This window comes from Zobellia barbeyronii, assembly GCF_018603515.1.
Classification (GTDB): Bacteria; Bacteroidota; Bacteroidia; order Flavobacteriales; family Flavobacteriaceae; genus Zobellia; species Zobellia barbeyronii.
This window is the reverse complement of sequence record NZ_JACATN010000001.1, coordinates 76,881-91,161: the sequence shown is the minus strand read 5'-3', so window position 1 is coordinate 91,161 and position 14,281 is coordinate 76,881. Positions and strand designations below refer to the sequence as shown.

Genomic DNA, 14,281 nt, shown 5'->3' with positions numbered 1-14,281 from the left:
ATAATTAGTAAAACTGTAAACGAATGGAAAATCAAAAAGAATTTATGTTTCTCTTCCATATGGAACCGAGCAACAAACAACCTACTGCAACACAAATTGCTACAATGCAGAAAGAATGGGGTGCATTTATAGGCACTATTGCTTCGCAGGCTAAATTAGTAAGTACTTGCAGAATAGGTTTTGAAGGGAATCTAATACTTAAAGATGGTCAAGTTGAAAACACTATTAATGTTTCTAATAATGAAACCTTAAGCGGTAATATGGTCGTTAAATCCTCTTCATTAAAAGATGCTACGGAAATGGCTAAAGGTTGTCCTATTCTCACGCTAGGTGGGTCTGTTGAGGTTAGAAACGTTATTCCTATGGAATCTTAAAACCTGAACCCATATGAAAACGATATTTGACCAAAATACAATAGAGGAGTTGGTTTTAAGAATCAATACATTAGAGGCTAATGACATTGCGCAATGGGGTAAAATGAATGCCTATCAAATGGTGAAACATTGCGTTTTGGGTGAAGAGATGTTTTTAGGAAAGAAAACATACAAACGTTTATTTATTGGCCGGTTGTTTGGTTCAATGGCTTTAAAGGGAATTTTAAAGGATGAAAGTTCCATAAAAAAAAATCAGCCTACGCATCCTGAAATGAAAATTACGGGAACCGGAAATTTTGAAAATGAGCAAAAGAAATGGGTTGCCTTTTTACAGGAGTACCCAACATTTTCCAACATCAACTTTGTACATCCCTTTTTTGGGAAAATGAGTAAAGAGCAGATTGGACAATTTGTTTATAAGCATACAGACCATCACTTAAGTCAATTTGGGAAATAACTTTAAAAATGCTCAGTCTAATTTTTATACTCATTACCATTTTATCGCTAGTTTTCTTCTATTTGGGAACTGGTCGTAACAGGAGAGTCCTGTTTTTGAGTGTGATACTGCTTATAGTAACTGGAGTACTGGCGTATTCCGGATTTTTTGAAAATACAGAAACCAAGCCTCCAAGATTTTTACTGGTGATATTTTTGGGTATAGTCGTGGCTACATATTTTTATAAAGTAGTCAGGAAGGATTGTTTGAATTACAGCATGTTATTGGCTGTACATATATTAAGAATACCAGTGGAATTAGTATTGTATCAACTCTTTTTAAGAAAGTTGATTCCGGAATTGATGACCTTTACCGGTTATAATTTTGATATTTTAGTTGGTATTTCAGCATTGATCGTATTCGTAAACCTTCTAATTACAAGAAACAAATTGCCAAAATTGTTTGTGATACTATGGAATAATGTTGGAATACTTTTCTTGACGATTATTGTTGTAATTGCAATTCTATCTTCTCCATTACCAATACAGCAATTCGCATTCAATCAGCCTAACATAGCCCTATTGAAATTCCCTTATATCTATTTACCAGCTTATATTGTTCCTGTAGTTTACTTGTCCCATGTACTATCTATTAGAAATGAGATAAGTCAAAAATAAAAGCTATTCATAGAATGGTTGCAGTTTGCTGCTCTAAGAAGGATAAGATTTATCAAAATCTAATACCATCTTAAAACTGCTTTAAAGCTAACATGCTGAATGAAAAAAAGCTATTTGGGACTAGTTTGTCAATACCCAAAGCTCTATTTCTTCGGTAGGGCGAGAATCTTTATCCTCCTTTGTTTTGTCTGAAGTACCCTTCACATCTTTTGTCCAAGACTTTTCTAATTTAAACCTGCCGCCAGACTCCAATTCCTTCTTAATAGGGTGTTCTTTAGTTGACTTTGTTAACTGGGCTATATTAGAAAAGATAATTACAAGCTTCCCGTCTGGTAACAAGCGCTCTTTTGCTGCGGCAAAGAAATCAGGAAATAGTTTTTTATCGTAATAAACAGCCTCATCATTTTTATCCGAACTATCTATTTTTGGTAACCAAGGCGAATTAAAAACAATTAATTCGGTCTGTTTGTCCCATTTTCCAAAAAGAGAACCATAATCCAGCTCAATTTTTCTGGAAAGCTTCGTGTCTCCCAATTGTTCTTTTAGGCCTATGATGGCATTAGGATTTGTATCCGTGGCAAAAACCTTTTGAAAACCATGCTTAACCATCTGGAAGGATAATACGCCAGTACCAACCCCTACATCAATAGCAGATTTTTTAGGTCCTTCATAACGTTTTAACCAGTTATCAAAAAGAATCAGTTTTTCAAAACGGGTAGAGAAATATGTACCGTAATAAGGGTGTATTTTGTTCCGTAACACAGGAGTGGTAATTCCGTTTTTGTACCATTGCCAAGCACTGTTTAGGCCTTGAACTTGCGGAAAGGATAATATGAAATCGTTGTCTTCTGGATATAATTTTTCTAACCAACCAATGGAAGGAGCTTTTTTTACGGCCAGTTTATGGTCTACAATTTCTATTAAAACTAGATTTGAAAGTTTGTGAAAAGCAGAACGGAATTGGTGTTGTTCTTTAAGGGTTTTATTAGGTAACTTTTTCTTTAGATGTAATTGCAACTCTTTAAGAAGCAGTAAGCCATCACTATAAAAAGCAGTTATTAAAATAGGCTTCCCACCTTCTAAAATTTTAATAGTACGCTTAAGGTCTAAAGAGCCGTCAAAGACTATTATGGGTTTTCCTGTTTCAGATACAAAAGGTTCTGGCTTGTTTACAAGAATTGGCTCAGACTTGTCATCTTCTTTTTTTGAAGTTTTATTTACTGTAGATTTTGAAAGCGCCATTTTTTTGAATTGAAACGAATTGCAAAGTAATGAGCTGAGCAAGGCGTAAGGATTAAAACCACTATATGAGTTACTTGCTAGCAATCAGGCATTAAATTGGTTGCTAGAGTTTTATTAATCAAAATAAGGACTTAAAATAGCCTTAGCAATTCGCTAGTGCGAAAGGGTATTGAAAAATAATACGAGGACAAAGATACTTCTTTATGAACCAGCACCAAGATGATAATAAATGAAAATAGATTGACTTAAACGGGATATTGCAATTCTGGTTATTTGGAAGAATTATTGAGATTATTGGTACTATTTCTTTTCCTTGGGCTTTAAGAAATAAGAAATCCATGTAGATGTTTATTTATCATTTATTCATCAACCGGTATTAAGTCGCAGAACCAGAAACCCATTAAATCCGGTTTTTTTGCTTTAGTGTCTTTTTCTGGGTTCTTATACTCCCGGTAAACTTTCTCGCCTACAGTAAATTTGACAGGATTATTGAAAATAGGACCATCATAACAAAAGGTATGAAATTCACCATTTTCGCCACATGGGTCAACATTCGCAGGCAAGTCTTTAATGAAATTTCTATCAATTTCTCTTCCCACAAATGAGGCATCTAATAATTCAGATTTTATACAGATAACTATGGCTTTGAAGCCTAAGTCTAAAAACTCTTCTAAGAGCTCTTTAGTGTCTCTTTGCCAAAGAGGAAAACAACATTTAATATCATATTTTTTTAGTTGCTCTTCTCTATAAGCCCTAAGGTCTTCTAAGAAAATATCGCCAAAACCGCAATGAGCGTATCCTGCGGACTTTAGTTTGGTGACAGCGCGCTCCATTTGTGCGTTGTATTCTTCCATTGTAGGTTCCTCTGGAAGTTCAATTGTTGTAACCGGAAGCCCAACTTCTTGAACCTGTTTTAATAACAATTCCCTTCTAAGGCCGTGCATGGAAACTCGGTTGTGATGTGTATTTATAGAGGTGATAAATTGGTCTACTTGGTATAGGTCATCTCTCTGAAGGTGGTAATATGCTAATGCGGCATCCTTACCAGTGCTCCAGTTAAAATATGTTTTTAGCTTTTTCATCGGGAGCTAATTTTGTTGAATATTAGGGGAAGGTTTTTGTTTCTGTTTTTCTTGTCTCAATTTGCAAGGTTAAATTGAATTGATTGTGTTTTTTCGATTGTATAATCGGACAGATCTGAATTCTAATACTAAGTTTCTGTAAAAGTGACAAAAAAAACCGTCACCTCCTTGATAATTGGATACTCCATTTTGTCGATTTTCTCAAATGTAAACGAATGTCGATTTTTGTAAAGTCTAAATAAAAGATGATATACTTTTTTTAATGGTAACCTAGAAAAAAGATGGTTGTAATTTCTAGACCATAATAATCTGAAATGAAATTTACGTGTAATGAAGATTGTTGCAGAATCTGAAATTGATAATAGAATTAACTTTCTTACGAATTCAATGAATAATTTACTCCTTTTGATATACTCTGGCATAATCAATTATCATTTGTTGAGGAAAGATACTGTCGTCTATACCCTTTTGTCCTCCCCAACTACCACCGATGGCTAAGTTCAATTTTAAATGAAAAGCTTGGTCAAAAGGCCATTCCGCATAGGTTTTGTTCAGGTTTTCAAACTGATGGTAAGCATTGCCATCTAATATGAATACAATTTTCTCGGGAGTCCATTCTATAGAATATTCATGGAAATTATCATATGGGTTTTCAATGAACACAGACTTGCCAACTTCGGTTCCTTTAATGTGGTTGAAAGATTCAGTATGAACGGTACCGAAAATCGAATCGTTTTGATAGCCAACGTGTTCCATGATATCTATTTCGCCACATTTTGGCCAACCTACTTCTTTCCAATTCTCACCCAACATCCAGATAGCCGGCCATGTTCCAGTACCCTTCGGCAACTTGGCTCGAACACTAATTTTGCCATATTTCCATTCGGTTATATCCTTAGTAGTCAAGCTGGCGGAGGAGTACTCTCCAAACTCCTTATTTTTCATCCAGTTGTCAGCCTCTTCAGAAACAAATGCCTTGTTTGTTACCTTTTCCTTGTGGGCTTCTATAATGAGAAAGCCATCCTCGAGACGAACGTTCTTAGAATTGTCGGTATAGTATTGTCTCTCGTTATTTCTAATAAAACCTGTTTCGTAGGCCCAATTAGCAGATTTTGGTTTGCCAGTACCATCAAATTCATCCGCCCATACCAATGTGTAGGCTTCGGACGATTCTTCCACTGGCTCAATGTTTTTGTTTTTCTTAGGGTTGCTTTCGCAACTGCCAACAATAAATCCTACAAAAATTAAAAGTAGAAGGTATTTGAAAATAGAGGGCTTTTGCATGGGATTTTAGTTATATAAACAAGATAAGAAACTTGGGGAAAATGTAATGGTCATAACTGAATTCTTCATGAAAGAACTCTTTTTTAAGGTTGTGTCGTTTTCTTAAGTAACAACTCTGGTTCGTTTGTGGTGATAAAATCAAAATTATTTTTTAAGAACCACTCCATTTCATCTTCTTCGTTTACCGTCCACGCATTTAGGGCTATTTTGTTCTTTTTGGCACTTGTAATCCATTCCGGATGTTTTTTAAAGACGGATAAGTAATAATCGGCACCATCGATGCCATCACGCTTTAGTACCTCGGGAGATTTGCTGCCGTCTAGATACTGCGTGTGTACTTCAGGATTCAGTTCTTCCAATCGCTTTAAAATATCATAGCTAAAACTAATATATATAACCATGTGTTGTGCTTTGAGTTCATTAACCATTTGATAGACTTTTTCGGCAATCAATAGTCCTCTTTCCTTATTTTTGGATGGCTTTATTTCACAAACAAGACGTGTAGTCGTATTATTTTCAAGGCCGGCCAAAATATATTCTCTTAGGGTAGGTAATATCTCTCCATTCTTTAACGGAAATTTGCTTAGGTCTTCATAACTGGTTTCTTCTATATTCAGACTGGCATAATCTGGGTCATGGGTAATTATTAAAGAATCGTTCACAGTCATGCGTACATCAAATTCGGAACCTGCGTATTGTTTTCGAATCGCTTCCTTTAGCGCAGCAATAGAATTTTCTGGTAAATTTTTAGCCTTCCATGCACCTCTGTGGGCGACGACTTTATTTTGTGAAAAATTGACAGTTTCTTTTGTAGCTGAACACGAACCGATTAGAATCATTGTTATCAATAGAACAATACATCTCATACTTTACATTTTAAACATTAATATTTAGGCACAGGCCCTAAGACCCATGCCCAAATTACTCAACTCACTTAAGTATTACTCGGGGGTATTTTTAATTATAACCATCATTCTGTGGATAGCCAGGTCCTAATAAGTCAAGATCAATTTCTGCAATAGGAAAATGGATATAGTAGGGTTTCCAATTAGAGCGTGGGTCTTTTTCTCCTAAATTGGCAGGAAAGTATTCGCCATCGCCAGCATAGTTCGTAATTTGTCTATTTATTACCTCTTGCCCCATTCTTTTTAAGGTAAACCATCGTTCACCTTCAAAGGCAAGTTCGCGTGCTCGTTCATCTAATATAGCTTGTTCATCTACAGTGGTTACGGGTGTGGCTCCCGCTCTTAATCTTACTGCATTTAAATAGGGTAGAGGGTCTCCACTAGAACGCATTATGGCTTCTGCCGCTATTAAGTAGGTCTCCGCTAATCTAAATACCATTATATTGCTTCTTTGAAGATAGGAATTTGGATTGTCATCTTCTTGAGCAAACTTTATACAGGATGGGTGAAGTCTTTGGTAATATGAAGTGTAAGTTTCACTAGGATTATTTAAATCTGTAATGGGTTTATAGATTTTAATTTCTTGGTTGATGCTGTCACCAGATGTGTAATAGTATTTTAATCTAAAATAGGTGTCCTTATCTCTGGAGTCATTGGGATCTTCTGCAAGAAGATCCAGTAAATATCTGTTGGGTAGGATTCTAGAGAACCCTCTGCCACCTTGCGCTATATTGGCCTCTATACCCGAAATTTGAAAGTACTGGGTGACATAATTAGCATTCATCATAGTGTTGTCTCCACCGCCCAATAAATCATCTTGGGATTGTACGACGAACAATGCTTCTTCGTGATTTCTATCACCCGAAAAGACATCTTCTGTAGTTGGCATTAAACTGTGAGGTCCTTCTTCAATTAGAGAAACCGCTTGGTATTTAGCTTCTTCCCAATCCCCTTCCCACATGGCAACTTTGGCTTTGACGTGTTTTGCAGTCCCCTTCGTTATACGACCAAAAGTATCGTTCCAGTCTAGATGTTCTATAGCGAAATCTAAATCGCTATTCAATAGTGCAAAGATTTCTTCTTTCGACGATTTATCGTTAATAACATCAAAAGCATTGTCTACCGTGACCGTATTTGTGGTAACGAAAATGTTATTGAACATTCGATATAAATAAAAATAAGAGTTGGATCTAAAAAACTTGGCTTCGGCCAAAACTTGGTTTCTTGTATCGTCATCAATCTCTTCCAATTCCTCGGCGGCATTAATGATTTCAGTTGCCTTATTGGTAATGTTATAAAAATGCTTCCAAAATAACGATGACACAAAATTGGCACCCTGGTCTACAGGAGAGACTCCTCTTTCATATCTACCCATTAAGCCAGTGTAACCTGTTCTGCTAAAGGCGAGATCGCTTCGTGACGACATTAATACGGCTCCCATAAAATCTTCGGTGCCGTTGTCATATCTGTCCCTATTAAACTTGTATAAACTTACTACTCCTGACTTTAATCCTTCTTCGGTAGTATATATGTAATCAGAATCTATTAAGGTACTTGGTTGCTCTTCTAAATAATCTTCGCATGATATGGCAAAAAAGACTACCGTTAGTAAGGCAAACCCCTTCTTTAATCTTATATATAGTTTTTCGGTATTCATAATTTCTTATTTTAAAATTTAACCCTTAAACCAAAAGTGAAACTTCTTGCATCTGGATAGCCAGTGTCGGCATTTGAAAAGGTATTTCTAATATTAACTTCAGGACTATAGCCGATATAATCGGTATTGGTGAACAAGTTGGTTCCGGTAACGTAAAACCTAATTTGCTCAAGACTTAAATCAGAGGTTATAGCACTGGGCAACGTGTAACCTAAACTAACTGTCCTTAATCTTAAATAGGACGCATCTGTTACCGCCAATGCATTTAAATATAACGGAGTACTATCAAAATCAGGTCTAGGAAATGATGTGGACGGGTTCTCGGGAGTATAATAATCTACCTTTACACCATTTAGCTTGCCAGAAAGTGTGCCACCGTTATTGAAATCTGACAAGAAGGGATTTACTTTGGTAGTACCTTCAACAGCATAGAAATCTACAAACAAATCAAAGCCTTTATATTCTATTGTAGTGGAAAACGAACCGAACCATTCTGGATTGGAATTTTTATAGACTCGATCTTCAAGTGTTATCTTTCCATCGGGTATTCCAGTTTCATTGCCATTATCATCTACCCCGTTAGTGTCTTTAATTTTAATATCTCCGGGTCTTAGGTTTTCCTGTGGTAACGCCGACTCTGGGTTTGCCTGTGGAGCATTCGCAAAATCTTCGCCTTCTTGCCAAATACCATCAAACTCATATTGGTATATAACCCCAACGGGTTGTCCTACATAATACCCATAACTATCATCTGTAGTAATGGGGTTATTGTCTCCATCGTTATAAAGTTCTAATAATTTGTTTTTGTTTTTGGACCAATTGGTTGAAACCGACCATCTAAAATTATCGTTATTAATAATATTTGCTGTTAGATTTAATTCTATACCAGTGTTTTGAAGCTCTCCTGCATTAAAGAAGGTGTATTGGTAGCCTGTTATAGAAGGTACACCTCTACGGAGCAACAAATCTGTTGTTCTTGCATCGTAATAATCGACATTACCTGTCAAAATCCTATTGAACAATGAAAAATCAAGACCTAAGTTCAGTGTTGTTATTCTTTCGAATTTTAAATCTGTGTTAGGAAGAATTACTGAAGGTGAGTAGCCTGAAAAGGATTCGCCGTCAAAAGTGTAATTTTGTCCGTCTGCAGTAAATAAAGAGGTATAAGCACGCCCAAGGTCATTTACTAAAGAACCATAACTTGCTCTGAATTTTAGTTCTTGAACAGAATTTACATCTTCCAAAAAGCCCTCATTATGTATTTTCCAAGCAAAGGAAGCTGCGGGGTTAAAGCTCCATTTATTATCTTGTGAATTAACGGAAGCACCATCGGCCCTAGCGGTTGCAGTTAATAGATATTTATTATTGAGATTGTATCTGGCCCTAGTCATAAAGGAAGCCAGTCGTTGTTGATTTTTGTCGCGTTCAACAGTCACGTTCCCTACTGCATTAGAAATACCGTCGTAACTAAGACTTTCATTGGTAAAACCTTGTCCTTCGGTAAATGTTCTACTGTATTTATTTTCTTGAGAAGATTGAACGAAAGTCAGATTCAGCCTATTATTTTCGTTAAAGGCCTTATCATAGGTTAATATGTTTTCTATTAAATAAGACTCTGTCAAACTATTGTCAATTCTAGCTATGCCATTGACATCATCACCAGCGGAACTTAGTGAAGATTGGTACTGTCCTCTTTCCGATGTTCTTCTGGTAAGGTTGGTCTTTAATTGATATTGTAGGTCTTTGGTAATTTGCCAAATAGGAGTAACATTTATTACATAATCATTTCCCTTTTCATCATTATCTTGCTCCCTTAAATTCCAGATAGGGTTTACTGCGGACAGTTCCTCGCCACTTGGAAATTGTGTTAGGTTACCATCTTCATCATAGGCCCTGCCCAAAGGTGAAGTAGTGATTACATTTACGTTTGCAGCCCTTTCGGTATCATCGTTCAAGATGTTTAGATCAAAATTTACTGAAAACTTATCACTGATTTTTTGATCTACGTTTAGGCGTAACGTTTTTCTAGTATAATTGGAAGTTGGAATAATACCCTCTTCCTTAAAGTAATTGACACTACCGAAAACCTTTGTGAATTCAGTACCGCCACTTACGCTAACAGACTGACTGTTTACGTAACCGTTTTTTACCAACTCATCTTCCCAGTTAATGAATTCGTTGTTGGCGATGGAGGCCAATTCTAATTCAGAAAAGATATCCTCTTCGTTGGGGTAAGTTCCATCCGCAATATTAGACCTAGCGGCTTCTCTTCTTAATTGAGCAAACTCTTGTCCGTTATAGACGTCAAAATTACGCTCTATGGATTTTGATGATACGAACCCGTGATAATTTACACTGACTTTGCCGCTCTTGCCTCTTTTGGTAGTAATTAGAACTACACCATTGGCCCCTCTTGAGCCGTAAATAGCTTGTGCAGATGCATCTTTTAGGAACTCCATTGATTCTATATCATCAGAATCTATATCTTCAATTCCTCCATCTCTGATGATGCCATCTACAACATAAATGGCACTAACGCTACCCTCAATAGAACCTTGGCCCCTAAAGATTATATTAGATGTCCCTCCTGGCCTTAAAGTACCTCCTCCTACATCTACTTGTAAGCCTGCTATTCTACCTCTTAGCATCTCATTGACATCTGCTGTAGGTGTTAATATAGCTTTTTCAATATCTGTTGTGGCTACTGCGTTTACCACATCACTTTTATTTTGCGTACCATAACCAACTACTACGACTTCTTCTAGTTGACTGGAATCTTCCTGTAATTTAATAGTTATGGGGCTGTTTGAAATGGGCACTTCTGCATTGGCGTAACCAATGTACGAAGCGGTTAAGGTGGTGGCATCAAGAGGCGCATTCAAGATGAAATTACCATCAAAATCGGTAGATGTACCTTGAGTTGTACCCTTTATCACTATGGAGGCCCCTGCTAAGGGAATTCCATTTTGATCAAGAACTAATCCTGTTATTTTTTGCTGATCTTGTGAATAGAGGATTACAGCAGAAAAAATATTTAGCAAAAGCCACACTAGCTTTTTTCTTGGGTTAAATAATTTGGTGATCATAGCGTATTGGTTTTGTTCAAAACTAAAGTTGGATTTTTTTAGACAGTTGTAGATTGTTGTATAACAAGAACATAAAGTTCCATCTGTTACCAAAGTAGAGAGATTTATCTTTTGAAAAAGAAAACAGGACACTACAAAAACATACATATTGCAATAGAACTCCCTCATGTTCCATAAACTCTATTGTTTATAGGGTTTTATGCTGGTCAGATTTTTATGGAACTAATAAAAAATGTTAGTTAAATATGAGGATTTAGGAAATTTGTGGTGGTAATGTAGTGGTGTTATTTGGGTTATCTTAACTATTAAATGGAGAGAATGTAGTCTGTAAGTTTTATTTCTCTTTTTAAATCAAGTTTTTTTCGTAACCTAGAACGCCTTACTTCTACACTTTTTACTGAAATATTAAGTAGTGGAGCTATTTCCTTTGATGAAAGGTTTAGGCGTAAATAGGCGCAGAATTTTAAATCGTTTGATGATAAATTGGGATGCAGTTCTTTGGCCCTTGTTAAAAATTCTCTATCGGTATTATTAAATGCCTCCATGAAAATTTTTCGGTCTTTTGAACTATTTAGATTTTTGTCTATCAGTTTTATGACTGGATGCGTTTTATCGAATAGCTCATTACTTTTTTTGAGTTCTTTTTTAACTCTTCTTAATAATTCATTTCTTTTTACTAAGCTCATTGTGGAAATGGCCAACTCACTATTTTTGTTTTCAATTTCTTGGTTTAGTTTTTCATTTGTAAGGCGTACCATTTCCTGTTCGCTTTTAATGTATTTTAGTTGTATTTCCCGTTGATTTTCAAGTAGCGCTTTTCTGTTCTGTCTACGATAGTAGCTTTTGTAAGATTTGTGAACAAGGAAGCCAAGGCTAAATATGAGTAGTGTGTAAGCTAATAAAGCTGTGTTGGAGAGGTAAAATGGTCTGGCTATAGCAAACCTGTATTGTATAGTATTCATTGATTGATGGCTTCCGATTTTTGAACGGGCCCTGAATACATAATCTCCAAATGGTAATTTTTCAAATGTAATGGATGGTGTTGGGGTCCATTCGCTCCATGAATCGTCCAACCCTTCTAGTTGATATTGATAATTAACGTTCGTGTACTTGCTGTACTGGGGAACGCTATAATTAAAGTTGATGGTTGATTCGTTATAATGAAACTCACCTTCGTCAAATTTGGAAACATTCTTAGTGCCATTTTCATTTTTTGTAACCATGACCTTATCCATAACTAGTTGATGGGACTTGTTTGGAATCTTGTCAAGGTCTATCAGCAGGTATCCATTAGTTTTGCCTATTAGGTATTTGTTATTATCTAATTGGGTGATATTTTCAAAGCTAAGGGTCATTTCTCTCCAATTGTTTTCAATAGGAATTGAGTTGAAGTCTAGCATATTGTTCAATGGACCTTTTTGGGTATAAGCTATATGGTTTTGGTTAAAACTCCATAGTCGTTCTTTTTTGTCAAATACTAATTTACCTGATAGGTATTCTCCATTTGGAATGAGTTGGCTTAAAGTTGAATCCCTAACAAATTTTTTTGTATTGGGTTCAAGTTTAAAAACTCCTTTTCGGTTTGTATAGAGTAAATCGTTGCCCATCTTTATTATTCCAGAACCTTTACTTTTTTCAATATTGGGAATAAGCGTAACTGAATCAAAAGACAACAGGTCATTATTTAGTTCCAATCGATAAATTCCTTTGGTTTCATGGTTTACCCAAACTTCATGAGTATCTAGAATTTCGAAAAAGCGAGAAGAAATTTCAAATCCTTCTATTTTATGACTCAGTTTCCAAACGCTCCCTTCATTTTTCATTATTGCTAAACCTGAATAATGGCCAAGCAGAAGCTTGTCAGGTTGATTGGGAATAGTCCTAAAGTCCCATACCCCATCAACATGCGCAACTAATGATGCCTTATTGTCATTAATAGAAAAAACTCCGTTATTGTGTCCACATAGTAATTCGTCGTTCGCGGCGTAAAGTGACCAAACTTGTCCTTCTGTTCCTTTGATAAATTTTAAACTTTCATTAGAATCTACATTTTTGTAGAATAGTCCTTGATTGGTGCCAATATAAAGTTTTTCATTGTGTGTAATAGAAGCATAAGTTGTTCCAAAAGTACCGTCTCGATCATTATATTCCCTGATATAAGATTGCCTGTTTATGCAATCCAGACCATTGTCTAAGGCGGCCCAAATATTAGCGTTGGCGTCTTCAAATAAATTTAGTACAGTATTGTTAATTAAACCATTCGTTTGGTTAATTATGCTGGTTATTAGACCATCCTTTGACATTGAAACAATACCCTTTGAGATGGTACCCAACATAAAACTATTATCTCTTAATTGAATACCTCTGAATACACGTGTGTTCTTAAGTAACGTATCTGCGGGAAGATTCCATTTTTCAAGCGTTTGATTTTTTATCTTGTACAGCCCTTTGGTTCGTGTCAATACTACCAGCCCGTCATTTGCGGAGAAGATGTTAAGTAGAAATTTAATGTTGAGGTTTTTCGGTATGGTAGCAATTAATTTTTCCGTTCCGTTTTCAAGATTAAATATTCTTCCATCATATTTCTGAAGATAAATTTTCTGACCAACCTTGAATAACCTGTAGTTGTTTTCTTTGTCCGTAGTAAAGTTTAATTCTTTTGAATCTGTATCATAAAAATAAAGGCGATCGTAAGACTGAAAGATCACGTATTTATCCAACCCTTCAATATTCCATATAATTTCATCTTCGAACAATTCTTCTTTTATAGATCGGGAGATAGAATGGTACTCCATAACCCCATTATTGGTTTTGGTCCAAAAACCAAACTCCATATAACTACCTGTATAAATTTTATCCTTATAGGAAGATAGGGAACGAATTGCAGCACTGTGGACAGACGGGTATAGAGCCCACCTAGATCCATTATATTCCAATAACCCTTCATTATTTGCCACAAATATGTTGCCTTGATGATTTTGTGTTACGTCCCAATTTTGATTTTCGGCACCATATTCTGAAGCTGAAAACTGTATGATTGGCGGTGTTTCTTGAGGATATAAAAATTGAAACACCAAAAAAAATATGGCCGTAAGTTTGTAATATCTTTCAAAACTTAAGGTTGTGGAGTTAAGCATGTTTTATATTATGAAATCTATAGTTCTTCAAACAAATTTATAAATATGAAATTTGGCGACAGAGCTTGCCATAGATAATATAGCTTATTTAATTCAGACACACTCTATATCTATCTCAATCATAGTATAAGTTAGGAGTAAGCTCATTTCGGAGCGGAAGACTATTTTTTTTTCAAGCTATTTACTTGTTTTTTATTACTATAATACCTTGTATTGAAATTTTAAGGTACTGGATTTCATTTCAGTAATTTCAGCATTTTTTTTATTGGTAACCAATATGGATAACTTATCTTCTTTTGTAACATTCTTATTGACCTACCCACGAAAAGGAGGTTTGTGGTATTAGTTATCTGCATTAGGGTACCGGAAGAAAAATAGACATTTCAACGTTTTTTTTTAAT

Annotated in this window: 10 protein-coding genes; 3 read left to right on the top strand and 7 right to left on the bottom strand. The window is 35.6% G+C overall.

Annotated features, from left to right (window positions below):
* The first annotated feature begins 23 nt into the window (after window positions 1-23).
* Genes HW347_RS00350 through HW347_RS00340 form a run of 3 tightly spaced genes read left to right on the top strand, consistent with a single transcriptional unit; the run spans window position 24 to window position 1,487 of the window.
* Window positions 24-374 carry a YciI family protein gene (locus HW347_RS00350; protein WP_214609986.1) on the top strand — a complete coding sequence of 117 codons (351 nt, stop codon included), beginning with the start codon at window positions 24-26 and terminating at the stop codon, window positions 372-374.
* Between the two features lie 13 nt (window positions 375-387).
* Window positions 388-831, top strand: a complete 444-nt coding sequence (locus HW347_RS00345) for a DUF1569 domain-containing protein (RefSeq protein WP_214609985.1) — start codon at window positions 388-390, stop codon at window positions 829-831.
* A gap of 8 nt (window positions 832-839) precedes the next feature.
* Entirely contained in the window at window positions 840-1,487 is a 648-nt protein-coding gene (locus HW347_RS00340) for a hypothetical protein (protein ID WP_214609984.1), read from the top strand.
* A gap of 120 nt (window positions 1,488-1,607) precedes the next feature.
* Here the strand turns inward: HW347_RS00340 and HW347_RS00335 are convergent, their stop codons facing one another.
* The 7 genes from HW347_RS00335 to HW347_RS00305 form a co-directional block, all read right to left on the bottom strand.
* On the bottom strand, window positions 1,608-2,729 hold the full coding sequence (locus HW347_RS00335) for a methyltransferase (RefSeq protein ID WP_214609983.1): 1,122 nt from the start codon (window positions 2,727-2,729) through the stop codon (window positions 1,608-1,610).
* A gap of 359 nt (window positions 2,730-3,088) precedes the next feature.
* Complete coding sequence (locus HW347_RS00330) at window positions 3,089-3,811, bottom strand: adenine nucleotide alpha hydrolase (RefSeq protein ID WP_214609982.1); 723 nt, start codon at window positions 3,809-3,811, stop codon at window positions 3,089-3,091.
* 396 nt (window positions 3,812-4,207) lie between these two features.
* A complete protein-coding gene (locus HW347_RS00325) occupies window positions 4,208-5,095 on the bottom strand; it encodes a glycoside hydrolase family 16 protein (RefSeq protein ID WP_214609981.1) in 888 nt (295 codons plus the stop codon).
* 83 nt (window positions 5,096-5,178) lie between these two features.
* On the bottom strand, window positions 5,179-5,961 hold the full coding sequence (locus tag HW347_RS00320) for a glycerophosphodiester phosphodiesterase (protein WP_225901784.1): 783 nt from the start codon (window positions 5,959-5,961) through the stop codon (window positions 5,179-5,181).
* 91 nt (window positions 5,962-6,052) lie between these two features.
* The gene (locus HW347_RS00315) at window positions 6,053-7,657 is read right to left on the bottom strand and encodes a RagB/SusD family nutrient uptake outer membrane protein (protein ID WP_214609980.1); all 1,605 of its coding nucleotides are present in this window, start codon (window positions 7,655-7,657) and stop codon (window positions 6,053-6,055) included.
* A gap of 11 nt (window positions 7,658-7,668) precedes the next feature.
* The gene (locus tag HW347_RS00310) at window positions 7,669-10,743 is read right to left on the bottom strand and encodes a SusC/RagA family TonB-linked outer membrane protein (RefSeq protein WP_214609979.1); all 3,075 of its coding nucleotides are present in this window, start codon (window positions 10,741-10,743) and stop codon (window positions 7,669-7,671) included.
* Window positions 10,744-11,048: 305 nt separating this feature from the next.
* Window positions 11,049-13,880, bottom strand: coding sequence for a triple tyrosine motif-containing protein (locus HW347_RS00305; protein WP_214609978.1), 2,832 nt, complete (start codon window positions 13,878-13,880; stop codon window positions 11,049-11,051).
* Between the last annotated feature and the right edge of the window lie 401 nt (window positions 13,881-14,281).